The sequence below is a fragment of the Nostoc sp. genome, assembly GCF_036917935.1.
Classification (GTDB): Bacteria; Cyanobacteriota; Cyanobacteriia; order Cyanobacteriales; family Nostocaceae; genus Nostoc.
This window is the reverse complement of sequence record NZ_JBALEL010000064.1, coordinates 78,561-102,179: the sequence shown is the minus strand read 5'-3', so window position 1 is coordinate 102,179 and position 23,619 is coordinate 78,561. Positions and strand designations below refer to the sequence as shown.

18 protein-coding genes are annotated in these 23,619 nt (G+C 42.5%); 9 read left to right on the top strand and 9 right to left on the bottom strand.

Going from position 1 to position 23,619, the window contains the following annotated elements:
- Positions 1-392: 392 nt before the first annotated feature.
- Together V7K62_RS28620 and V7K62_RS28615 are read left to right on the top strand one after the other, a co-directional pair.
- Positions 393-587 carry a DUF2256 domain-containing protein gene (locus tag V7K62_RS28620; protein ID WP_094350216.1) on the top strand — a complete coding sequence of 65 codons (195 nt, stop codon included), beginning with the start codon at positions 393-395 and terminating at the stop codon, positions 585-587.
- The gene (locus tag V7K62_RS28615; protein ID WP_334870185.1) at positions 587-1,540 is read left to right on the top strand and encodes an isoaspartyl peptidase/L-asparaginase; all 954 of its coding nucleotides are present in this window, start codon (positions 587-589) and stop codon (positions 1,538-1,540) included. Before V7K62_RS28620 ends, V7K62_RS28615 begins: the two co-directional genes overlap by 1 nt.
- Here V7K62_RS28615 and V7K62_RS28610 read toward each other — a convergent pair.
- The 5 genes from V7K62_RS28610 to V7K62_RS28590 all read right to left on the bottom strand — a co-directional run bounded on the left by V7K62_RS28610 (position 1,531) and on the right by V7K62_RS28590 (position 7,114).
- The gene (locus V7K62_RS28610; protein ID WP_334870183.1) at positions 1,531-1,953 is read right to left on the bottom strand and encodes a DUF29 family protein; all 423 of its coding nucleotides are present in this window, start codon (positions 1,951-1,953) and stop codon (positions 1,531-1,533) included. The two genes, V7K62_RS28615 and V7K62_RS28610, sit on opposite strands and share 10 nt — an antisense overlap.
- 108 nt (positions 1,954-2,061) lie before the next feature.
- Entirely contained in the window at positions 2,062-3,441 is a 1,380-nt protein-coding gene (gene glmU / locus V7K62_RS28605; protein WP_334870181.1) for a bifunctional UDP-N-acetylglucosamine diphosphorylase/glucosamine-1-phosphate N-acetyltransferase GlmU, read from the bottom strand.
- Between the two features lie 211 nt (positions 3,442-3,652).
- The gene (locus V7K62_RS28600) at positions 3,653-4,879 is read right to left on the bottom strand and encodes a two-component system response regulator (RefSeq protein ID WP_334870179.1); all 1,227 of its coding nucleotides are present in this window, start codon (positions 4,877-4,879) and stop codon (positions 3,653-3,655) included.
- Between the two features lie 571 nt (positions 4,880-5,450).
- Entirely contained in the window at positions 5,451-6,374 is a 924-nt protein-coding gene (locus V7K62_RS28595) for a tRNA (5-methylaminomethyl-2-thiouridine)(34)-methyltransferase MnmD (protein ID WP_334870177.1), read from the bottom strand.
- Positions 6,375-6,505: 131 nt separating this feature from the next.
- Positions 6,506-7,114, bottom strand: coding sequence for a pentapeptide repeat-containing protein (locus V7K62_RS28590; protein ID WP_334870175.1), 609 nt, complete (start codon positions 7,112-7,114; stop codon positions 6,506-6,508).
- Positions 7,115-7,307: 193 nt separating this feature from the next.
- On the opposite strand from V7K62_RS28590, the gene V7K62_RS28585 reads away from it, so the two are divergent.
- Positions 7,308-8,156, top strand: coding sequence for an Rpn family recombination-promoting nuclease/putative transposase (locus tag V7K62_RS28585; RefSeq protein WP_334870173.1), 849 nt, complete (start codon positions 7,308-7,310; stop codon positions 8,154-8,156).
- A gap of 146 nt (positions 8,157-8,302) precedes the next feature.
- On the opposite strand, the gene V7K62_RS28580 is transcribed toward V7K62_RS28585, so the two are convergent.
- The gene (locus V7K62_RS28580; RefSeq protein ID WP_334870171.1) at positions 8,303-8,704 is read right to left on the bottom strand and encodes a pentapeptide repeat-containing protein; all 402 of its coding nucleotides are present in this window, start codon (positions 8,702-8,704) and stop codon (positions 8,303-8,305) included.
- Positions 8,705-8,948: 244 nt separating this feature from the next.
- Here V7K62_RS28580 and V7K62_RS28575 point away from each other — a divergent pair, with 244 nt between their 5' ends.
- On the top strand, positions 8,949-9,770 hold the full coding sequence (locus V7K62_RS28575) for a sulfurtransferase (protein WP_334870168.1): 822 nt from the start codon (positions 8,949-8,951) through the stop codon (positions 9,768-9,770).
- A gap of 13 nt (positions 9,771-9,783) precedes the next feature.
- Here the strand turns inward: V7K62_RS28575 and V7K62_RS28570 are convergent, their stop codons facing one another.
- Entirely contained in the window at positions 9,784-11,085 is a 1,302-nt protein-coding gene (locus V7K62_RS28570; RefSeq protein WP_334870166.1) for a hypothetical protein, read from the bottom strand.
- Between the two features lie 554 nt (positions 11,086-11,639).
- Between V7K62_RS28570 and V7K62_RS28565 the strand changes: the two genes are divergently transcribed.
- The 4 genes from V7K62_RS28565 (at position 11,640) to V7K62_RS28550 (ending at position 16,927) form a co-directional block, all read left to right on the top strand.
- On the top strand, positions 11,640-12,968 hold the full coding sequence (locus tag V7K62_RS28565; RefSeq protein WP_334870164.1) for a FecR family protein: 1,329 nt from the start codon (positions 11,640-11,642) through the stop codon (positions 12,966-12,968).
- A 502-nt stretch (positions 12,969-13,470) separates the two neighbouring features.
- Positions 13,471-14,847 (top strand): glutathione-disulfide reductase, encoded by a 1,377-nt coding sequence (gene gor / locus V7K62_RS28560; RefSeq protein WP_334870162.1) that lies wholly within the window; start codon positions 13,471-13,473, stop codon positions 14,845-14,847.
- Between the two features lie 112 nt (positions 14,848-14,959).
- The gene (locus V7K62_RS28555; RefSeq protein ID WP_334870160.1) at positions 14,960-15,595 is read left to right on the top strand and encodes a YqiA/YcfP family alpha/beta fold hydrolase; all 636 of its coding nucleotides are present in this window, start codon (positions 14,960-14,962) and stop codon (positions 15,593-15,595) included.
- Between the two features lie 183 nt (positions 15,596-15,778).
- Positions 15,779-16,927, top strand: coding sequence for a histidinol-phosphate transaminase (locus V7K62_RS28550; RefSeq protein ID WP_334870158.1), 1,149 nt, complete (start codon positions 15,779-15,781; stop codon positions 16,925-16,927).
- 8 nt (positions 16,928-16,935) lie between these two features.
- Here the strand turns inward: V7K62_RS28550 and V7K62_RS28545 are convergent, their stop codons facing one another.
- Positions 16,936-17,490 (bottom strand): hypothetical protein, encoded by a 555-nt coding sequence (locus tag V7K62_RS28545; RefSeq protein ID WP_334870156.1) that lies wholly within the window; start codon positions 17,488-17,490, stop codon positions 16,936-16,938.
- A 644-nt stretch (positions 17,491-18,134) separates the two neighbouring features.
- On the bottom strand, positions 18,135-18,770 hold the full coding sequence (locus V7K62_RS28540; RefSeq protein WP_334870154.1) for a GNAT family N-acetyltransferase: 636 nt from the start codon (positions 18,768-18,770) through the stop codon (positions 18,135-18,137).
- A 1,029-nt stretch (positions 18,771-19,799) separates the two neighbouring features.
- Between V7K62_RS28540 and V7K62_RS28535 the strand changes: the two genes are divergently transcribed.
- The gene (locus tag V7K62_RS28535; RefSeq protein WP_334870152.1) at positions 19,800-23,348 is read left to right on the top strand and encodes a response regulator; all 3,549 of its coding nucleotides are present in this window, start codon (positions 19,800-19,802) and stop codon (positions 23,346-23,348) included.
- Positions 23,349-23,619: the final 271 nt, after the last annotated feature.

Here is a 23,619-nt window from a genome sequence, read left to right as displayed (position 1 = left end):
TCAAGTTTTAACAACAGAGGCAGTATTCCTCCTTGACGCTCTCTACGTTCGCGCAGCGTGTCGCAGACAGACGCTCTTGCTAGCTTGCTTCCCCGCAGGGGGTACGCGGACTCGCTCTAAGCGTTCGCGGTAGCGTCTCGTAGAGAAGGCTTTACGCTGCGCTATCTGCCTCGTGCCACAACCTTCTTCAGCAAAGGTTTAAATCCCCACCAAAATCTCCGATGAGCCATCTGCCCATAATTCTATATTTCCAGGCAACTAGCTCAAAAATAATTCTCAGGAGAAATTGACATCACATTTGTTCGCCAAAAGTATCCTCCCTTTATAGCAAACTGGTTATAATTATTTTCCATCTATCTCAGAAATCAAATTATCGTATAGACAGTATTTATATGGGACGTGTTCGTTCTAAATCTGACCTACCGACAAAAATCTGTCCAGTATGTCAACGTCCTTTCACATGGCGTAAAAAGTGGCAAGATTGCTGGGACGATGTGAAATACTGCTCAGAACGTTGTCGTCGTCGCCGTTCTGAAGCTCAAAATGAAACCAACCGCAACACAGACGCAAATAGCGCAAGGGATTAATGGAGTTACAGGTGCAACCTAAATTAATTATTCATGGCGGGGCTGGTAGTTCTCTCCACGGTAAAGGAGGATTGGAGGCGGTGCGCCAATCGCTCCATACAGTAATAGAAGAAGTCTATTCTCTGCTATTGTCAGGAGCAACTGCATCTGAGGCAGTGGTGCAGGGTTGCCAAATGCTCGAAGATAACCCCCGCTTTAATGCTGGTACTGGTTCAGTATTGCAATCTGATGGGCAAATCCGCATGAGTGCTTCCCTAATGGATGGTGCATCAGGGCGGTTTAGTGGTGTAATTAATATCTCGCGGGTGAAAAATCCCATTGATTTAGCGCAATTTTTACAAAGCTCGCCAGACCGAGTTTTATCAGATTTCGGATCGGCTGAGTTGGCGCGGGAAATGCAACTTCCCAGCTATAACGCTTTAACTGATTTGCGGTTACAAGAGTGGATACAAGAGCGCCAAGATAATTTTAAAAGTACAATGGCTGGCGTGGTAGCAGAACCGGAACTGCTAGAAACCAGCAATGCTGGACGCGGCACTATTGGTGTAGTAGCTTTAGATGTATCTGGTAAGTTAGCTGCTGGCACTTCTACCGGCGGGAAGGGATTTGAGCGGATTGGACGGGTAAGTGATTCGGCGATGCCAGCAGGTAATTATGCTACTAATAATGCTGGTGTTAGCTGTACTGGCATTGGGGAAGATATCATTGATGAATGTTTAGCTCCCCGAATTGTAGTACGTGTCACTGATGGGATGTCCCTGAAGGAGGCCATGCAGCGATCGTTTGGGGAAGCCCACCAGAATAAACGGGATTTGGGAGCGATCGCCTTAGATGTCAGTGGAGCGATCGCTTGGGGGAAAACTAGCGAAATCTTACTCGCCGCCTACCACAACGGCGAAAAAATTGGCGACACTTTGGAATGGAATGATAGTGAATTGATTGGCTATTGTTGAATCAGTTCCAGCGCTTCGGCTAAAGTTTCTTGCTGGTCAACCATTGCAGCTAATTCTTGGGCTTCATAACGCCCCTCAAAAGCTTCTAGCGCCGCTCTTTTCAGTGCCACTTGATATCCTTGTTGCAGAATATCTATTAATTCTGCTTGATTCAAGTAAAAACCACCGGATTTGCGGCGCTTGTTTATTTTGTTGATTTCACGCACCGTATTTTCTATCGAAACATCCCAAGAGCGAGTCGAACGTTTTTCAGCCTTTTGTTTAATTAAATGGATGAGCAGAATTACACCATAACTATCAATTTTATTGATTTTGTCACTGAGGCTCATTTCTTCTAACTCATCCACCAACAGTAGCGCCTCATGGATTTTGCCTTGTTCTAGAAATTGCCTAAGTTCTAGCAGTTCTTCCATGTTATATGTTGAGATTTTGGCTTTACTACTAATCTAGCTAGATTAGACATGCAAAAATCCTGATTTATGCTCTCAAACCACAGATGAACCGCGATTAACAGCGATGAATTATTTATGTTGATCTGTGGTTTCATTTTCAACACTTTTCCTCCGCCAAGCTGGTTTCACCACTTGACGACTACGGGCGATCGCTAGAGAATCATTAGGAACATCTTCTGTGATTGTCGAACCAGCTGCAATGTAGACATCATCTCCCAAGGTAATTGGAGCCACTAAAACGCTATTGGCACCAGTTTTTGTCCGATCGCCTATTTTGGTACGATGTTTCTTCACGCCGTCATAATTGGCAGTAATTGTACCGGCACCTATGTTCACCTGATTACCGACAACGCTATCACCTATATACGACAAATGTGCTGCATTGGTGCGATCGCCTAATTGCGTATTTTTCAATTCCACAAAATTCCCCACACGGCAACCAGCACCCACATGTACCTGACCGCGCAAATGAGCATAAGGGCCAATTCGGCTTCCTGCCTGCACGGTGCTATTTATGACTACTGAATATTGCACCGTGACATTTTTAGCCAACTGGCTATTTTCAATTAAACTTCCCGGCCCAATGTGACTTCCGGTTTGAATCACCGTATTTCCTCGCAGGTGAGTTTGGGGTTCAATAATTACATCCGGCTGTAATTCTACGGTTTCATCAATGGTGATACTTGTGGGATCGATAAGAGTAACACCCGCCAGCATCCATTTTTCCTTGACTCGTTTTTGCAAAATTTCCGATGCTGTTGCCAATTGCAAGCGATCGTTAATACCGAGAATTTCTTGGTAATCTTTCACATCCACTGCCATCACTTGTCCCACCTGAGTCACGGCATCGGTAAGATAGTATTCTTTTTGGGCATTGTTTGGCTGGAGGTGGGGAAGCACCTTTGCCAAATCTGGCCAGCGAAAGCAGTAAACTCCAGCGTTAATCCGTTGATTTTGTCTTTGGGCAGCAGTACAATCCTTATGTTCGACCATAAGCTGCACAATATTTTCATCGTTACAAAAAACGCGCCCGTAGCCTGTGGGGTCGGGTAAGTGCGAGGTGAGAATAGTGGCGGCGTTTTGATTTCGGACGTGAGTTTGTAACATCTGCTTGAGAGTTTCGCTGCGTATTAACGGTAAATCGCCGTTAAGTACCAGCAAATCCCCAGTGTAATCTTCCAAGTGGGGCAGTAATTGCTGGATGGCATGACCTGTCCCCAATTGCACAGTCTGTTCGACAAACTCCAAACTGGGAATTGAATGCATGGCGGCTTGAACTTCCTCGGATTGATATCCCACAATCACGATTCGCCGTGAGGGCGAAAGTGGTTCTACACTTTCGAGAACTCTCTCTACTAGCGATCGCCCACCCAAAGAATGTAAAACCTTGGGTAAGCGTGATTTCATCCGTGTGCCGCGTCCCGCAGCTAGAATTGCTACAACTACCATAATTAGCTATCAGCTATCAGTGAAATTGTGATTAATGCTGTTGGTACTTTAAAATCTCGGCTCAAATCATACCAGCTAATCATAGAAGACTGAAATTATCAAAGGAGTCAGAATTCAGGAGTCACTAGAACTTCACTCATAAAAAGCAGAGATTATAATAATACCAATTAGCGTTCATTAAAGCAGCTACAAATCATTACTTTCTACTCCCTTATTCCTGACAGGTGCGAATAAACTCTGTAAACTGCTGCATTAGTTTGGGATTACGCCAACCGGAATCAGTTTCTTTTTGCATCATTAAAAGTGCTTCTGCTGAAGTAAAAGCTTTTTTGTAAGGTCGTTCACTGGTTAGGGCATCGTAAATATCAATTAACTGAAATACTTGCGCCAGGTAGGGAATATCATCCTCCTTGAGTCCATCAGGGTAGCCCGATCCATCCCAGCGTTCATGGTGATGACGAATAATCGGAATTACACCCCGCATACTGCGTAGTGGCTGGCAGATTTTTTCTCCAATCAAAACGTGCTGCTGCATAATCTGCCAATCTTCGGGGGTGAGTTCGCCTTTTTTTAGCAGCACTGCATCGGGAATACCCACCTTACCGATATCGTGGAGATAACCACCCCACATCAAATCTCGAATTTGATAGCGTGAGAGGTTGAGGTATTCACCAAAAACTTGTCCCCGTTTTACTAGACGTTCGCAATGGTTGCCCGTATTGGGATCGCGACTTTCAATAGACATGGCAATGGAAAACAGCACTTGTTCGGCATGGTCTAAATCTTCGTTCAGGCGCTTCTGCCGCACCAAGGACTTTACACGCGCCGCCAGTTCCACACGATCAAAGGGTTTAGTGAGAAAATCATCTGCCCCAACTTCAATTCCCCGAATGCGCGATCGCCTGTCATTTAATGCTGTAATAAAAATTACTGGGATTAGCCTAGTCTGCTCATCCTGTTTAAGCAATTGGCAGACTTCAAATCCATCCATTCCTGGCATCATTACATCCAGCAAAATCAAATCTGGTTGTTTTTGAGTTACCAATTCGACAACAATGGAACCACTGTCCGCCTCAATCACTTCGTATCCTTCCATCCCCAAGAGGGCGACAGCAGTCATCCGACTGGCGGCATGATCGTCAACTACTAAAACCTTCGGCGGATCTAAATCAAACCCATTCACTTTAGAACCTTTGACTTGTAGTGTTCTAGAGACCAATGAATCATCACCACAATTAACATCACATTTTATCCAAGAAGACATTGCTTGCCTATCTTTAAGCATCAGGTCTTCTTGAGATAAGCCTAAAGAACAACCCTCCGCATTTTGCAATCCCACGGCATGATTTGAACCCATACTCTTCACTGTGCTAATGGGGTTTGACCCATTAACAATTTCTTCTGTAAAGCCTGTATGGTTGGATTTCCATTGAATCACAAAGGCACTCCAAGTTTTTGCACAAGTTAACAGTGTCAGATTTCAAAAACAAATTTAATATTCGACTGTATCTGAGCCAGAATTTCGATATGGATTATGCATGATGTCAAGTTGCCGATCTGAATTTTTCGCAGCATGTATCTTTTATGTTAAGAACAAGATGTATCTTGTTGTCAAATTTTTTGCTTCTAATTCCAGTATGATGAATTTTCACAAATGTTAAATCAGGTTTTTTACGGAGATTTTTTAACCTAGCGGCGTCAGAAAGCGTTATAATGTATAGCTTTATTCGAGATATCGGATTTTGAATTTCAAATCTTTATGGTAATCATTAGATATATATGTTTCTTACTTACTCAGTTATAGCAATACTCAAATACTATTAAGCAGTATGTGATATTAAATACTACCATATCAATAAACTATTTGGCTCGTAAAAACTTGTTGCCTGAGTATCTGCAAAAGAAATTAGAATTTTTGGCAAAAAATGTCTAACTTTTCTGGAATTTAAAGACTGAGAATCAAGCTTGCAGTCGCTGATGCGTAGCCTATCGGAGATATCGCAATCAAACTACAAACTAGTTCCTAGAAAATCCCTGCCTTGTGTTCCCAACAGCCATCTTTTTCGCCAATAGGAGGCAGGTTCCAGGGCAGAGGTTTGTTGCTCTTGTTGTCGCCGCATTACTATGACTTCGGTAGGATCGCTCAGTTGAGGATCGCGATAGGGAATAGCAGCACGAGTTAGCAAGTGTTCTTTTTCAACTTCTGAGAGGGTGGTAAGTGGTGAGTAGTCTTGAGACGCAGCACTCCTAGAATGTGTGGCCACGGTACCAGGGGATCGCCTTCCCACGGGTGGGGTAGAACATATCACTAAGTCAGCAGACAAAAGTGCTGTGCGTACAGCAGCAGCACAAGAATAGGTGGCTAATAAACCATCTGGATGTAAACACAATGACAGCTGTTTAATAAATTCAACAGTCCATAATTGAGGACACTGTGTTGGTGAAAAGGGATCGAGGAAAATTGCATCTGCCCAAAAATCCGACTGACGTACTAGTGTTATCGTAGTTCTAGCATCGCCAATAAGTAGCTTCGCTTTCAGGCAAGGTGTTTGCACTTGATGCTCAAAAGCTAACTTTTTCAAAATTTCAATATAGTTACAGTTCCAATTGTCGAACAATTGATGAGCGATCGCCGCTTGTGGCACCGCTGGATTCAGTTCTAAACCGATTACTTCAACACAACAACTAGGATTCACTGCCCAAATTGTCTGCAAAGCAGCAGCTGTGTTATATCCTAGACCATAACAAACATCCAATAGTCGCAAGACTGGTTTTTGCGCGGCTGTAACTAGTTGAGTCGGTTCCACAAACTTACAAAAACTCTCCTGCGTAGCTCCATAATGGCTGTGAAAGGATTCACCAAACTCTTGAGAGACAAAGGTGAAAGAACCATCTGCTGTTAACTTAGGTGTAAAATTCTCTAAGTCTGACATTTTACAAAAAACTAAATAATGACTTACGCAAGTGTCATATTTTTTTGATTAGGTTGTCCAGAGTCAAAAGTCAAGAGTCAAATGTCGTGAGATATATGTTATCAGTGTTGGGTTTCGTTCCTCAACCCAACCTACGAGCGATCGCATTGAATAGTTTTTATTCCTGATCCACTCCAACAGTTATCAGTGATAATACTACCGTCTGGCATAGTGGTGTTACAGAGGATAACACAGTCAAAGCTGCAATGAGCGGCATTGGCGTTTAACAGGTTGGCATCAGTCAAGTCAGCCTTCTCGAAATAAACGTTAGTCAGATCGGCACCAGCCAGGTTAGCATCCTTCAAGATAGTGTCTTTCAGGTAAGACCTATACAAGTCAGCACCACTGAGGTTCGCAGCACTGAGATTAGCACCACTGAAGTCAGCAGTCATAGTAGCGCCACTCAAGTTAGCCCCACTCAAATTAGCGTCTACAATATCAATACTTCCGAAACGAGTCCTTTCCAAATTTGCCCCAGTAAGGTTAATCCTTGTCAAATCAGCTCCGTCCAAACCAGCCCTGAACAAGTTAGCGCCACTCAATTTGGAACCGATGAGATTAGCACTACTCAAATTGGCAAAACTCAAATCAGCCCCACTAAGATTGACACCACTCAAGTCAACCCCCCTCAAATTAACCCCAGTAAAATCTCTTTCCCCAGCAGCATATCGTTGCAACAATTCCTCAGCAGTTATCCTCATCTATACACCTTTGCATTAACTAACACGTATAAAGATAACTTACTAAACCTCATCACCCCTCCTTCAACATCACCTTCCAAATTACCGACCTCCCCACAGGACAAATAGCCGAAGCACAAATAATCAATTGCACTTAAATAATATTTGCAAAATCTCATGATAGAATAACCGCGATCTGCTTTTCTCAAAGGTTATGTCTATCGACCACGACCGCTTATTTAAAGAATTAATCTCTACATTCTTTATTGAATTTATCGAGCTATTTTTGCCTACTATTGCCTGCGATATTGACCAAAACTCGATTCAATTTTTACCAGAGGAAGTACTAACGGATGTTACTGCTGGAGAAAAGAAAATAATCGATTTACTGGTAAAAGTAAAATATCAAGAAAAAGAAACTTACTTTTTAATCCATATTGAGGCTCAATCTTATACACAGCAAGATTTTGCCAAACGGATGTTTAAATATTTTGCCAGACTTTATGAAAAATACGATTTACCAATTTACCCTATCGTCATTTTCTCCTTTGATGAACCGCTACGACCAGAACCAAAAACACATAGCATTATATTTCCCAATTTAGACGTACTCAAGTTTCAATTTGCAGCAATTCAATTAAATAGAATTAGTTGGCGAGATTATTTAATCCAACAAAACCCTATTGCCGCAGCACTTATGGCAAAAATGAATATTTCACAAGAAGAACGTCCGCAAGTCAAGGCGGAATGTTTGCGGCTATTAACTACTCTCAGATTAGACCCCGCAAGGATGCAACTGATTTCTGGTTTTATTGACACTTATTTGAACTTAAATGAAACAGAAGAACAAACCTTTAAAGCAGCAATAAGTACAATGGGATTAGACCAAAAGGAGGAATATATGCAAATTATCACGAGTTGGGAAAAAAAAGGTGCCGAAAAAGCATTAGAGCAAGTCGCACTTAATTCATTGCGTGAAGGTATATCAGTGGAAATAGTGGCAAGAATTACAGGCTTAACAGTAGAACAAGTGCAGCAATTACAAGCTGGAAAATTAGATTAGTTCCACACCAAAGATAATTTACTTTCGAGAATGCTAGGCGATCGCATTTCTAAATTACGTATACTCAAAGTTGCCATAGTTACTTGGTATTAGTTCCTTAATCCAACCTACCAGCGATCGCACTGACCTCAAATCAAAATTATTCTTCATCCACGTCCACAACCATCATTTATAATTCTTCCATTTGGCATAATTGTATTGCAGAGAATGGCATCACGAACGTTCCCGATAATGGCATTTCTCAGATTGGTATTACTGAGGTCGGCATTCTCAAAGTTAGTACCGTCCAAATCAGCACCACTGAGATCAGCCCCTGTCAAAATAGCGTATTCCAAGTTTGCATTCAGCAAAATAGCACCACTGAGGTTAGCACCCATCAAGTTAACGCGAGCCAAATCTACGTCAGTCAGATCGGCATTTCTCAGATCAGATCCACTAAGGTTGATATCTCTCAGATCAGACCTGATCAAGCAAGCACCCCTCAAGTTAACTCCCGTAAAGTTTGTCTCTCCAGCATTCAACTGATTGAAAAATTCTTCAACATCCATAACTTAACTCTTACATCGAACAACATAATATACGCGATCGCATTTCTAAATTACGTATACTTAAAGTTGCCATAGTTACTTAGTATTCGTTTCTTAACCCAACCTACGAGCGATCGCTAGGCTTCGGTACAAAAGATGATAAAGTCATCATTGGTAACGTCATCCTACTCGACAAAGACCTGATTAGCGCGATCGCAACTGATAACCCAGTTGCGTAAGTCCTCTAAATAACGCCTAATTCCCAATGCCCAATACCCAATTTGTTGTTTCGCCAGCTTGGTTATTTGAACATCTAGAAGATCCGCAAGTCGTCATTGTGGATTGTCGCTTTTCTCTAGCCGATCCACAACTAGGACAACAACAGTACAAGACTTGTCATATAGAGGGATCATATTACCTAGATTTGAATCAGGATCTTTCCAGTCCAGTGGGTAAGCATGGCGGGAGACATCCTTTACCTAACCCCAATGATATAGCTAACAAATTGGCGGCGATTGGGGTAAATTACCAAAAAAGTTTAGTTGTAGTTTATGATGATTCGCGCTTTGCCTTTGCGTCTCGTTTATGGTGGCTGTTGCGCTATCTCGGACATGAGCAAGTAGCAGTACTGGATGGCGGCTTGGCTGGATGGCAAAAAGCTGATTATCCGGTTACAGATGTCATTCCTCAACCCCGGATGGGTAGGTTTGTCGCTCAGGTACAAACAGAAAAGGTGGTCGATATTACGGCGGTGAAAAGCCGGAAAGATAGTGACGAGGTAGTATTGGTAGATTCGAGAGAAAGCGATCGCTACCGAGGTGAACGAGAGCCAATTGATCGAATTGCCGGACATATTCCCGGTGCAGTCAACTATCCCTGGCAAGAAGTTACAGACTCTTCTGGCTACCTACTCCCTCAAGAAGAACAACGCCGTCGATGGGAAAAGCTAGAAACAGCCGCAGAAATCTTGGTATATTGTGGTTCTGGCGTTACTGCTTGTGTGAATTTACTTTCTTTAGAGTTAGCTGGTATTAGCAAGGGTAAACTTTATGCTGGTAGCTGGAGTGATTGGATTTCTTATTTGTAGTCATTGACAAATTTCAAAACTGACCTAATTGCAAACTGTAATTAATACTGAAGAACCAGCCATCAAAATCAATGTTTTCGTCGGTTGAACTACCTAAACTTACTCCACCCTGCACATTCATATTAATGGTATCGGATATTCGATAATTTAAGTGTCCGAATAGCCGATGAAATTGGTCTTCTCGATCGCGCTGTGTAAAGTCAGAGAAGTTCGCCTGGTAGTCAATACCAACCTGGAGAGGCTTTTGCAAGTTGTAGTTTAGAGAAACCCAAAAGGAATTGATTATCCGATTACGACTTAGGGGGTCAGCAAAATTTACACTCAATTCGTAGAAGCTATCTAGCGTTAATCTTGAAGTTAAGGGATCTCGCCGTCCCAAAGATAGTTGCAGGGAATTTTCATTTAAAAAGCGATCGCCAGCTTTGAAGCTATCCAAGCGATCGCTGTTGTTGGCATAAAATAACTGTTGATTGTTCCAACTGATTTCTCCGTACATTCGCTGGGATAGCTGGTGATAAATACTGAGATTGAATCTCACCTGGTTGTAATGATATTGTGACTGATTTATATAACGAATGAGATTGCCATCAATTGAGCCGTTTAAATAAGTCTTAGCTCCCAAAGGGAAATATGCAGAGGCTAGTGTCAGTCCAGAAAAAATTAAACCATCTTCTATGGGAGTATGATTTGACGAAAAAATGTTACTCGTCTGGAAGTAGCCTACATGGGCCTGTAGATAGCCGATAGGTTTCAACTTAGGTAGAGTTTGTTCTGTCGGTGGTGGTGGCTGCTGTTCTAGGGGTAGTAACCGCACCCGCAACCCCAATTCGCGATCGCGAGCAGATTCAAACGGTAGTTTTGGCGATCGCAGCACTTCTATTAGCCTCTCTAGCCTTTGGGACTGATTTATCTCAGGTGCATTTAATAGTTGCTCTTTTGAGTCTGAAGGAGATATGGGCAAATTACTTGGCTGCGATTCTAGCTGTGGCGGGTCATTTTGCTTTTGAGTATCGTTAGGTTCTTCGGTTTTGTCTGGGGTTTGAGTCGTTTCTGGTGTTTGCTGTACCAGATTTAACGGCATCCGAAAGTCTAAAGGATGCGACTCACTCGACAGCTTACACACAGAGTTAATCGCCTCTTGCTCCAACTTATGACATAACTGCTGATAAGTTACCTGTGTGCTTGCTAAATTGTTAGGATGCCAAACATCTGTAATTGCAGATTCTGCCGCATCTACTCTAATGCAACACGAGCTTCCACCACTGGACGCTAATAAAATACAAAAAAAGAAATTATTCCAGTTCTTGAGTCGCATCTGGTTAGATCGCGTTGATCGCGTTTGGCGAATGTACACCCACAGGTTGCATCGGAAGTTCCGACTCAAAATATACAGTTAATTGCATCTATTTTAGCTTTGTAGGTATATACTTAAACTACCAACTCAAGTTGCAGCTTTGCGGATTTTTTCGCAGATTTTTTACAAAACTGAGATGCTCCGATATAATTTTTGCTAAACTTTCGTGAAATCCAGCCAGTGAATCATTTCACAACAGATCCCTAAAAACTCCTTTTTCCACATAACTGATCACCCTGTGGCTGATGTGATTAGAAAAGATTATCTGTAAGGTACTCCTGATTTAATTGTTTATATGCAAGTACTAACTTTGAAATCTTCCACAGGCTTGATTGCATAAAATGTCAGTTTCAGAAGAAAAACTTAAATAAACTAAACACATAGTTTATTTATTATCTATTATATGTAAACTAAAATCCCAAGAATTTTACCTAAAAAAACTGACTCTAATAATTAGTAGCAGCTTAAACCTTTAACTTTTTTGGTATTATTTTAAGTTCACAAATTCTCAAACTATGTTTCATAAATCGTTTCCACTATTAGTAATTGGTCTATGGGGAGTTATAGTACTGCCTTTACCAAATCGGGTAAATGCCATAACTCCTCTAACGCGAGCCGAGATTCAGAACCTCCGCAACTTAGTACAACTAATACCCAGAGATAGACACAAGAAACGTCCTGCACGCAAATTAGATGCAATGATTCCTGGGGATGGGTTATCAACAGGTCAAGCTTCTCTAGCAGACTTGCGCTTTAACGACGGCTCTTTGGCACGAGTTGGGGAACAGGCTATATTTCAATTTTTACCAAAGACTCGCAGTTTTAGACTCTCAAACGGAACCGCATTGCTGCTTATCCCACCTGGAAGGGGGGAAACACGTATACAAACGCCAAGTGCAGCAGCAGCAATTCGTGGTTCAGCATTATTTGTACGCTACGACCAACAAACTGATACCACAATTGTGGGTGCGCTGACCAATAGCGGCATTGAAGTTTCTAATCAGGAAGCTTCTCAAACTCAGGTGCTGCAAGCAGGACAAATGATGGTTATAATTAAAGGCAAATTTCAGGGTTTATACGATTTTGATCTCAGAAATTTTTATCAAACCAGCGATCTAGTCCGGGGATTTGATTTAAATAGGCAAAATATTAGGCCTACAGCCGATCCGGCGATCGCTAGCGTTCAAGCTGAAACTGTTGCGGCTTTGAACGCACAGTCGCCGATAACAGGTGAGGGAGTAGTTGAAAACCCATCTTTTGCAGAGCTAACTACTAGTCCTTCAACTTCCTCCACCAACGACACTATCACAAGCAATTTCCCAGTAAACCCCATTGGAGATGATTCCCCATCAAATTCCTTTGAGGACGCAGGACAAGTGTTGTTAAATACTGACCAGCGATCTGGGATAAATGGTAACAATAAAAACCCAAACCCTCAGAATAATAACGTTGGTATCGATTCTAGTAGAACCCCAACAATCACTCCAACCGTAACTACACCTGTTACTCCAACCGTAACTATACCTGTCACTCCCACAGAAACTATACCTGTCACTCCAACCGTAACTACACCTGTCACTCCTACAGAAACTATACCTGTCACTCCAACCGTAACTACACCTGTCACTCCTACAGAAACTACATCTGTCACTCCAACCGTAACTACACCTGTCACTCCTACAGAAACTACACCTGTCACTCACACAGAAACTACACCTGTCACTCCTACAGAAACTACACCTGCCATCCCAACAGAGACTACACCTACCACTCCGACACAGACTACACCTACCACTCCGACACAGACTACACCTGTTACTCCAACTGAGTCTCCAAGCACATAAAACTGCTAATGGGATACGAGACGCTCTGCCAACGCCGAACGCGGTTCGTTTTGCCATAATTTTGCGTAAGTCCTGTGGGACTTAGTACAGCTTTGCGTAAAATTGTGGCGAATTGAGGGTTGAAATTTAAAGACATAAGGGCGCAGAGGTAAGCACAGAGAGAAGTCAGAGCGATGGCTACCCTGTCGTTTAACCGTAGTATTACATAGACATGTAAAATATTTACCACAAATTAATAGAATTATTGTATTTAGTTATTCCAGCGCAGTACCAAAGATTTATACCCGACACCAGAGGCAGAACTATAACAACTGTTATCTACTGCCTCTACAGCCGCCAAAGCAAAAAGTGATATTCCCTACGACCAGATAGCATCTGCTAACGCTAGATTAAATCAAGGACAGGACTTACACAGGGTTCACCGGATATCCTTATATAGTTCAATCACGTTCTGTGTGTAAGTTCCCAGGAACTAACTTGTTGCTAAAGAGAACATAAACTTATGACTTTTGATTACGACCTGTTTGTAATTGGTGCGGGTTCTGGAGGTTTGGCAGCTTCCAAACGAGCGGCTAGCTACGGTGCAAAAGTGGCGATCGCTGAATATGATTTAGTTGGTGGCACTTGTGTGATTCGCGGTTGCGTTCCCAAAAAACTCATGGTCTATGGGTCTCACTTTCCCGAACTGTTCAGTGACGCTTCAGGCTATGGCTGGAAAGTGGGTAATGTTGAGTTTGACTGGGAATATTTCATTACATCTATAGATAAGGAAGTTCGGCGACTGTCGCAGCTACACATCAGCTTCTTAGAAAAAGTCGGAGTAGAACTATTTTCCGGTCGCGCCAGATTGGTAGACCCCCACACAGTAGAAGTTGATGGACGTAAAGTTACAGCAGACAAAATTTTAATTGCTGTTGGTGGTCGTCCTGTCAAACCAGATTTATCAGGGATGGAATATGGGATTACCTCTAACGAAATCTTTCATTTAAAAAGACAACCGAAACACATCGTTATTATTGGCGCTGGTTATATCGGCACGGAATTTGCTTGTATTATGCGCGGTTTGGGTTCTGAGGTGACACAAATTACCAGAGGTGAAAAGATTTTGAATGGATTTGATGATGACATTCGCATAGAAATCGAAGAGGGCATGACAAACCACGGAATTCGGTTGATTAAGAATAATGTGGTAAAAACAATTGAACGCGTGCCAGAAGGCTTGAAACTAACTTTATCAGGGGACGACCAAGAACCAGTAATTGCTGACGTGTTTTTAGTAGCGACCGGTCGAACTCCCAATGTAGATGGACTAGGTTTAGAAAACGCTGGGGTTGATGTTGTCGCTAGTTCTATGGAAGGGCCTGGATATCCTACCACAAGTGCGATCGCAGTCAATGAATATAGTCAAACTAGTCAACCGAATATTTTTGCTGTTGGCGATGTCACCGACCGAATCAATTTAACTCCCGTGGCCATTGGCGAAGGTCGCGCCTTTGCCGATAGTGAATTCGGGGATAACCGCCGCGAATTTAGTCACGCAACTGTGCCTACAGCCATATTTTCTAACCCTGAAGCCGCGACAGTCGGCTGGACAGAAGCCGAAGCACGGGAAAGACTCGGTGATGCCGTCAAAATTTTTCACACTCGCTTCCGCCCCATGTACCATAGTTTGACTGGTAAGCAAGAGAAGACAATGATGAAGTTGGTGGTTGATAGCAACACTGACAAAGTGTTAGGCGCTCATATTGTAGGTGAAAATGCCGCTGAAATCATTCAAGGTGTGGCGATCGCCCTCAAAATGGGCGCAACTAAAAAAGACTTTGATGCCACTGTGGGTATCCATCCCTCATCCGCAGAGGAATTTGTCACAATGCGGTAAAAAAACTTGGGAGTGAGGAGTTGTGAGTTATGAATTATAAGTGAGCCACAACAAATGATAAATCTTTATTTATCAACACTCAATAATTTTTAACTCCTAACTATTTACAACCTTGGACTACATATATCTTCACGGATTTGCTTCCAGCCCTAAATCTGCCAAAGCCCAAGATATAGGCGATCGCTTTACCCAAATTCAGACAAAGCTGAAAATTCCCGATCTCAATGCTGGCGATTTTTCGCAGTTGACAATCACTCGTCAGATCACTCAAGTTGCCGCAGAATTCAGTAATGATTTTACACTAGTAACGCTGATTGGCTCAAGTTTGGGTGGTTTAACCGCCGCCCACTTGGGACAGCAAAATTTACAAGTGCAACGCTTAGTTTTGCTAGCACCAGCTTTTGGGTTTTTATCCCATTGGTTGCCCAAGCTAGGGGATGAAGAAGTACAGCGTTGGCAGCAAGAAAAATCTCTCATGATCTACCACTATGGGGAGGAGCGAACAATTCCTTTAAGTTACGATTTCGTTACAGATGCGGCCCAATACCAAGAAAAGCTTTTGCAACGCCCTATCTCCACGCTGATTTTGCATGGCAAAAAGGATGAAGTCATTCCGATCGAAGCCAGTCGTGACTTTGCGCGTTCGCGTCCTTGGGTGGAGTTAGTCGAACTCGACAGTGACCACGCCTTGGGTAATGTTATGGAAGAAATTTGGCAGGCAATTCGCATCTTTTGCCAACTACCTTGAGGCTGTAAAATATTAAACTCACACCTAACCTAATATTTTTCAGTAAGTACTACTGAACTCACAGATCCAAAGAGGCTAGATTTACTAACTGTTAAGGATGGTTAGGGGAAATTAAGTCTGTTATGAACAATATTGATTTAAAATCTAAAATCCAAAATCTAAAATCCAAAATCTAAAATCGTTATGCTTCCCTTCATCCGGTCAGATTTAGCCCAATTCACCGCTTATAAACCTCATCCTAGCAGCGATACAGCCGATTCTGTCGCCACACAGTTTGATCGGCTGGATACAAATGAAAGCCCCTACGATTTACCACCTGAGTTAAAAGAGAAGCTGGCGTGGACGTATCAGCAAGTAATTGAAACAAATCGTTATCCCGATGGCGGACATGAAACACTTAAGGATGCGATCGCCGAGTACGTCAATCAGTCAGCCGCCCTATCCTCATCCTTGTTTACTGCTGCCAATATTTCTGTTGGCAATGGTTCAGATGAACTAATCCGCTCTTTATTAATCGCCACCTGTCTAGGAGGAGAAGGGTCAATTCTCGTTGCCAATCCCACTTTCTCTATGTACGGAATTTTGGCACAAACTTTAGGCATTCCTGTAGTGGCGGTGGATAGAAATGAAACAAATTTTGAAATTGACATAAGCGCCGCACAGTCTGCGATCGAACAAACTCAAAATCCCCCGATTCGCGTAGTTTTCGTAGTGCATCCTAATTCGCCGACTGCCAACAGCTTAACTGCGGCAGAGTTGGCGTGGTTGAGAAGTTTGAGTCAGCATATTTTGGTAGTAATTGATGAAGCTTACTTTGAATTCAGCCAAACTACTCTAGTAGGTGAATTAGCACAGCGTCCTAATTGGGTAATATTACGCACGTTTTCTAAAGCTTTCCGATTGGCATCTCTCCGTATTGGTTATTGCGTCGCTGATCCCGAAGCGATCGCCATCTTAGAAAAAGTTCGCTTACCCTACAATCTCCCCAGTTTTTCCATAGCAGCAGCATTAGTTGGTTTACAAAATCGCACACTCTTGCTGCAATCAATTCCCCAAACTCTGAATGAACGAGCCAAACTTATCGAAATTTTATCCCAGCAACCAGAACTACAAGTTACTGCAAGTGCTGCAAACTTTATTTACCTGCGTCTTAAACCCAATGGCTTTAATTCACAAGAAGCTGCATTAAAAACTTTGCACCAGAAACTTAGAACACTGGGCACTCTTGTTCGATACATTAGCGGCGGATTGCGAATTACTGTCGGAACCATAGAGGAAAACGCCCGCACCGTTAATCGAGTCCAAGCTGCTTTGGCAAATTTGTCATCTTAGCAATTTACTCAGTAATTAAACCTGCTGTTCACCTCACTGCCCAAACGCCGTACTATTCCCACTGTTTGTGGCAGCACACCCACTAAAAGAGCAAAGGCAACATCAGGCAAAAGCGCCACTATTTCTGGTGGAAAGTATTGTTCAAATTGATCGAGAATCTTCTGGACTCGCTGCCCAGGCAGTGGGTTTTCTGTAATTTGTTTGATCAATCGAATCCACTGTCGCCTAATCAAGTAAGCCTTCTGGCGTTCTTCATTAGATTCAGGAGTTAATAAAGACAGATTACCTATAGGCAGTGCTCTTTGGCAATCACAATCGTAATCCCCACCCACAGCAGCCCCAGGCCCTGCAAACTCTGCATGGTAGCGTTTAAAGAGTATTAATCCATTTCGCCTACGACTATTGACGATGAAAACTTCTCCACTGTGCAAACGTGTAAGGAGATCCGAACCTTGCGATTGCTCAGTTCCGTCTGACATGACAAGAGAGTCAAGGAAAGTAGTTTCAGGGTAATAAGTTGATACCATAGAGGTCTGATAGCGTCGATGCTGTTCGCTATCCATGTTTTTTAAACTTTCAATGAATGTGGTAGTAGTATGCACTTAAAAACGGAAATAGCTGTTATGTCAAATCAGGTTTTTGAATTCTTTTATTATCAAGACTTTTCTGCTCAATTTAACTAAAATAGCAATAGATAGGCGTTGTTTCAGTAATTGAGTGATTATATTTTATGAGATATAACTAGATTTGTCTGTAAACCCTAGTCGTGTTTTCTTAAAGTTTTTATAAAGATCAATATCTTAATTACAAAGTTATTATGAGGAAGTGATAATTTCTTTCAGCGTAATTTCACGTACATTGCTATTATAATCTATATTGAATACTTTAAAATATTTGTTAGCGACAAATCAAAAAATGTAAAACTTAACATTTTATAACATTAAAAAACTTTTCTAGAAAGATACTTTTTTGAATACGCTCAAGAGGATTTTTGGTAAAAAGTCTAGAGCAAATATTATTCCTCAAAAGAATTACTAAAAGCTATTTACTCACTTCGTAAAGTTATGTGTTTTAGTTTTTATTTAGATATTTAGCTAATATTGGCTGGATTTTTAATTAGGTTAGTTTGTGTTTGATTACCGCTATAAGTGGCAGATTTTATCCAAATTAATTGCAACACAAAACTTGACAATTACCAAAACAAAATTCAGATAATCGAGTCAGCACTCAGGTGCTTGTGCAATAACATCTGGCTTGAGCGTCTTAGGAAAAATGTATTCCAATTCGATTCGACTTTATGCACCCGATATCCCAGCTTGAAATAAAGCTGTCTTGCTTGATGGTTATTTTCTAAAACATGGAGATACAAGTCTTGAAATCCCCACTCGCGAGATACTTTTTCACAGCTAGTAAGTAATCCTGAAGCCACACCATGTCTACGGTATTTTGGGTGAACCGCTAAATTAGATAAGTAAGGAAAACCTACGCCAACCTGGCTCCATGATTCACTGTAACGTACACCCAGTTCCACGCTTCCCACTAAGTTATTAGCGTCACCACCAGTAGCTTCAAAGGCGACTAAACAAACATGACGAGGCGCAGGTGATGCCATCCGATGCCTTAAATCTTCGTAAATACCCAGACGTAGCAATGGGAAAGCCCATCCCCATATACCCTTGTGGGAATGAAAGCTTTCAGTAATAATTTGGGCGACACCAATCAAATCAGCAGGTGTCGCCGTACGAATTTGGAATTGGTAGGAAGCTGGATCGATTGGTTGTTGGTGGTATGGGTGAAAAAACCGATATTTCAAGGCTAGTTTAGTATTGATTTTATTCAACAAAAATTTTCTCAAATATCCTAAAACAAGATTTAAACTAAATCAGAACTTAAGAGTTGCCGAGGAGATTTAACTGAACCGATATTGCTAATTAGTTTTTGCTTGTGGAGCAAACATACTTTTACACTTTAGTTTGGGGTTTTATAACCTGCATTTTTGAAAGAGTCTTAGGAGTTACAACTTCATAAATCTATAACCTTAAATTCAGTAGGTTCAGTGCATCCCTTGTTTTAGGTAGGCAGAATATCAAACTGATTACCACAAAAACATCTGTAAAGTGATAGAGCTTTCGGTGAGTGGGCAGAGCAATAGCATAACTTGTCCGTAAGCAGCATTTCCGAAATTGTTAAGTAAGTACACCATTGGCAAACTCTGGTTTCAAACCACCCTTGGTTGCAGTACTGAACTTGTTTTTGCAGTTGCCGCTACACTGGCACTACTTTGCTACCAAGTCATCCAAATAGGCTGTACAGCTACTGGGACAAGAATCTGCAAGGTTCCCTAATCCCTAATCTCTAACTGCCCAACCACCACCACTTGTCTTAATGATAGTTCTGATTGCTAAATTAGAAAGAGGTATTTGTCTAATACTATACTTTGGCTTTAAATCTTATTGTTTGAATTTTGCTCACTCTACCATGACTACCATAAATAAAATTTACCTGCAAGTGTTAGTACAACTGCTGCGGAGGGAAAACTTAATATGCAGCTTCATCTGGATTTTTCAGCTAGCTATGAGCGTTGTATGTATTATCAGACATTGCTCACAGGAGGTGAAAAAAGATTTGGCAAGCAAGCGTCGACTCTGTAACACTAAAACTGACTATGAAAGCAATTACACTGCACCAAAGCAAACAGTAATCGGCACAAGCCATTGAGACGAATTACTGTGAGTAAACGTTCTTACACTCAGCAGTCATGTAGCCAAACAGCTTTATTGGTCGAAATGCTCTGCTCTTACCTGACTCAGAAAAATCCTTACCTGATCAGATTATTCTTTATCCGACTGCCGTTGCAGCAGGAAAGCGGTGCATGAAATCCCAAGCAAACAGTAAGCCTAAAATTTTGGTTGTCGATGATGAACCAGACAACCTTGACTTGCTTTACCGCACTTTTTATCGCGACTATAAGGTGCTGAGGGCAAACTCTGGCCCTGCGGCACTCGATCTGCTGGCTCAAGAGGGAGAAGTCGCGGTGATCATCTCCGATCAGCGGATGCCGATGATGAGCGGTACAGAATTTTTGAGCCTGACAGCAACTCAATATCCAGATATTATCCGGATTATTCTAACTGGCTACACCGATGTCGAAGACCTGGTGGAAGCAATTAACGCTGGCAAGGTATTCAAATATGTAACCAAACCGTGGGAAGCTGAAGAACTAAAAGCAGTGGTACGCCAAGCTTTGGATACCCACAATGTCCTCAAAGCTCGTACCCGCGAACTTACCCGCACACTCCGTCAAGAATCGCTGCTGAATACCGTTACTAATACGATTCGCAGTGCTTTAGACTACAGACAAATTTTGCAAGCAATTGTAGATACAGTGGGTCACATGTTGGAGGTGGATGTCTGTCTGTTGCGTCCCTTCCAAGATGAGCAGTTGGCGGATAAAGGGTTTATTTATCAGAAGCCTCTTTCTGAAGAAGCTGTTGAGCAGGAGAGTACAAAGGAAGTTGCAGTAAGTCTTTCCCCTCTACCCCCCATCCCCTCTCGCTCTCTGCCTCTTTTGGCTCAGACGGTGTGGGAAACCCGCGAAGTCCAGGTGATTCACGATGCGATTGATGATGAGCGCATTCACGGAAACACTCCCGAACTGCGCGAGCGTGGGCAAGCTTTTGCTGCTGCTAACATTTGTTCTAGCTTAGTTGTGCCATTAATCTGCCAACAAGAATTGATGGCAGTGCTAGCACTGCACCAGTGTTCTGTGCCTCGCTTCTGGGGCGATGATGAGGTGCAGTTAGTGCTGATGGTAGCGGATCAGGCAGCCTTAGCTTTGTCTCAAGCTTATGCTTACGAACAAGTACGTGCCCTTGCCAAGCGAGAGAGCTTGATTAATACGATTACTAGCGCGATTCGCTCTAGCCTAGATCCCCAAGATATCTTTGCGGCAATCACCCAGCAATTGGGACAAGCTTTACAAGTCGATGGCTGTGTCCTATCTTTGTGGACAGAGGAAGATGAGTTTGTCGAGTGTGTGGGCTTGTATGACAGTTTTCTACATTCAGAAAATTTACGTAGCCACAGCCCGCCACAGGCATCGTCAGCCATAGACAAGAATATAAGTCGCAATAATCACCTACTAAGCCAGAGATTACCCTATTCTCAAGCATCTATACAGGAGAATCCCATCCTCCAACAAATGCTACAGACACATGAACCTGTGGTAATTGGTAATGTGAGCCATTCTCCCTCAGATGTGCGGGGTTTTGATTTGCCATTAAAAATGCCAGCGCGATCGCTAATGTTTGTGCCATTATTGGCTGATGGTAAATGTATCGGTAGTATTACGTTATATGAAGGTAAAAAAGTACGCCAATGGCTCTCATCTGATATCGACTTGGCGAAAGCAGTAGCAGCGCAAGCAGCGATCGCTGTGCAGCAGTCACACTTGTATCAAAAAACTCGCCAACAAGCTGAACGCTTACTGGAATTAGACAAACAAAAAACCGAATTTTTCCAAAATATTTCCCATGAGTTTCGCACACCCATCACCTTGATTCAAGGGCCTTTAGAGTCGGCGGTGGCGGCTGGTGAGGGATTATCTTACTCCCAAAGTGCGATCGCCCTGCGTAACTCTCGCCGCCTCCTGCGACTAGTAAATCAACTCCTGGATTTACAACGCCTAGATGCGGGGAGAATGCAGCCTAGTTTCCATCCCTCCGATTTAGTCGAATTTGTCAGCCAAATAGTGGAATCTTTTCGTCCCTACTGTGAGAAAAAGAGACTGCATCTCGTTACTCAGTTAGACGAATGTTCTACGGTGTACTTGGATATGGAAAAATTTGACAAAGTGGTTTATAACCTCCTGTCAAATGCCATGAAGTTTACTCCTGAAGGTGGCACGATCAGTGTCAGACTAAAATCTGAGCGCGATCGTTGCATATTGCAAGTACAAGATACTGGAATTGGCATTGTTAAAGAACAAATTCCCCACCTATTTGAGCGTTTCCGCCAAGCTGAAGGTTCAGCAAACCGCTCCTATGAAGGCAGTGGTTTGGGTTTAGCTTTAGTTAAAGAATTGGTCGAATTACATGGTGGTCAAGTCACCGTAGAATCAGTTTACGGTCAAGGCACTACCTTTAGTTTATGGCTTGTGACTGGAAATGCTCATTTACCCGCACAGCAAGTACTAGAAACGCCTACCGAACTGAATACGAGCCGCGCTAACGTAGAATTGGCTGATTTAGAACTAGTAGAGTCAACAACAGACAATATTGAAGATATTACAATAAACCTCTCCCCCAGTATTGATACTAAAGACTCAGCACTTAAGACTCAGCACTCAATTTTAGTTGTAGATGACAACCGCGATTTGCGAACCTATGTATCTGAAATTTTCCGCCGCAATGGTTATTATGTACAGACGGCTCGTAATGGTTCTGAAGGGTACAGTCGAGCTAAGGAAATTATACCCAGCTTGATTGTGACTGACTTAATGATGCCCTTGGTCAGCGGACTTGAGATGATTCAGATGATCCGCAATGAGGAGAAGTTGAAAGGAATACCAATCATTCTGCTGACAGCAAAAGTTGACGAAGAAACCCGCATCGAAGGTACAGAACATGGCGCGGATGCTTATTTAGCAAAACCATTCAATGATCGGGAACTTTTGGCGGAAGTTCGCAATCTTTTAGCATTGAAAGAAAATGAACGGCGAATTGTGGAGTTAAATACTTATCTCACAGAATCGGTGCTAAAGCGCTTTTTACCGGCTGTATTGGTGCAAAAAGCCGCAACCGGAGATTTAACATTAGATTTGCGCCCAGAACCACGCTTAATTACAGTTTTATTTAGTGATATCGTAGGTTTTACACAGCTATCAAATACTCTCAGATCCCGGCGAGTCGCAGAGTTGCTAAATGAATATTTAGAAGCCATGACCAAAGTTGTCTTTGGCAATGGCGGCACTGTTGATAAATTTATGGGAGATGCTATCTTAGCTTTATACGGAGCGCCGGAAGAACTAACCCCTAATGAACAAGTGCGTCGTGCCATTAATACAGCAAGAGCAATGCACCGCTCACTGGCTGACTTAAATCAGCGCTGGCAAGATCAAGGTGTATTTGATGGCGATAAACTTACTAGCGTACAGTTCCGGTGCGGTATCCACCAAGGTACTGCTGTTGTGGGGATGTTTGGTAGCGCTGAACGTGCCGATTATACTGCCATAGGCCCAAGTGTGAATATTGCCGCAAGGTTGCAAGCTGCCGCTGTTCCCGGTACGATACTGGTTTCTGCTGCCGTGGCAGATTATTTACAGGAAGGAGAAATCACTAAAGGTAGTCCGCTAGAACTTAAAGGAGTAGATGAAACAGTTTTGACTTTCGCTGTTACACCAGAGGTAATGGTTAATCGCTAAAATTTAGACTGGTATTGTGAACTACTAGGGACTGACCTCTACTGCGGAACTATACCGCAAACTCTACAGTGTAAGCTTCCCAATTCAACGGGAACAGCCTTCAGAACTCCTTAGTTCTGGTCTTACATTCCCTCCTCTTGTCAGCAGTCCTGGTTCTCAAGACCCAAATCTATTATCTTCTCCCAAGGGGAGACGCCAAGGGCGATGCAACATATACCTATTAGCTTGGTTTTAGCTTATGGCATTGATGGTCAAGATGTGTAAATCATCC

Excerpts from the sequence above, each read along its gene's own strand:
- V7K62_RS28595 (WP_334870177.1), bottom strand. The coding sequence starts at position 6,374 with ATGTCAGACTTAGAGAATTTTACACCTAAGTTAACAGCAGATGGTTCT.
- V7K62_RS28565 (WP_334870164.1), top strand. The coding sequence starts at position 11,640 with ATGTTTCATAAATCGTTTCCACTATTAGTAATTGGTCTATGGGGAGTT.
- glmU (WP_334870181.1), bottom strand. The coding sequence starts at position 3,441 with ATGGTAGTTGTAGCAATTCTAGCTGCGGGACGCGGCACACGGATGAAA.
- V7K62_RS28570 (WP_334870166.1), bottom strand. The coding sequence starts at position 11,085 with ATGCGACTCAAGAACTGGAATAATTTCTTTTTTTGTATTTTATTAGCG.
- V7K62_RS28610 (WP_334870183.1), bottom strand. The coding sequence starts at position 1,953 with ATGGAAGAACTGCTAGAACTTAGGCAATTTCTAGAACAAGGCAAAATC.
- V7K62_RS28615 (WP_334870185.1), top strand. The coding sequence starts at position 587 with ATGGAGTTACAGGTGCAACCTAAATTAATTATTCATGGCGGGGCTGGT.
- V7K62_RS28535 (WP_334870152.1), top strand. The coding sequence starts at position 19,800 with ATGAAATCCCAAGCAAACAGTAAGCCTAAAATTTTGGTTGTCGATGAT.
- V7K62_RS28620 (WP_094350216.1), top strand. The coding sequence starts at position 393 with ATGGGACGTGTTCGTTCTAAATCTGACCTACCGACAAAAATCTGTCCA.
- gor (WP_334870162.1), top strand. The coding sequence starts at position 13,471 with ATGACTTTTGATTACGACCTGTTTGTAATTGGTGCGGGTTCTGGAGGT.
- V7K62_RS28575 (WP_334870168.1), top strand. The coding sequence starts at position 8,949 with ATGCCCAATACCCAATTTGTTGTTTCGCCAGCTTGGTTATTTGAACAT.
- V7K62_RS28585 (WP_334870173.1), top strand. The coding sequence starts at position 7,308 with ATGTCTATCGACCACGACCGCTTATTTAAAGAATTAATCTCTACATTC.
- V7K62_RS28545 (WP_334870156.1), bottom strand. The coding sequence starts at position 17,490 with ATGGATAGCGAACAGCATCGACGCTATCAGACCTCTATGGTATCAACT.
- V7K62_RS28550 (WP_334870158.1), top strand. The coding sequence starts at position 15,779 with ATGCTTCCCTTCATCCGGTCAGATTTAGCCCAATTCACCGCTTATAAA.
- V7K62_RS28590 (WP_334870175.1), bottom strand. The coding sequence starts at position 7,114 with ATGAGGATAACTGCTGAGGAATTGTTGCAACGATATGCTGCTGGGGAA.
- V7K62_RS28580 (WP_334870171.1), bottom strand. The coding sequence starts at position 8,704 with ATGGATGTTGAAGAATTTTTCAATCAGTTGAATGCTGGAGAGACAAAC.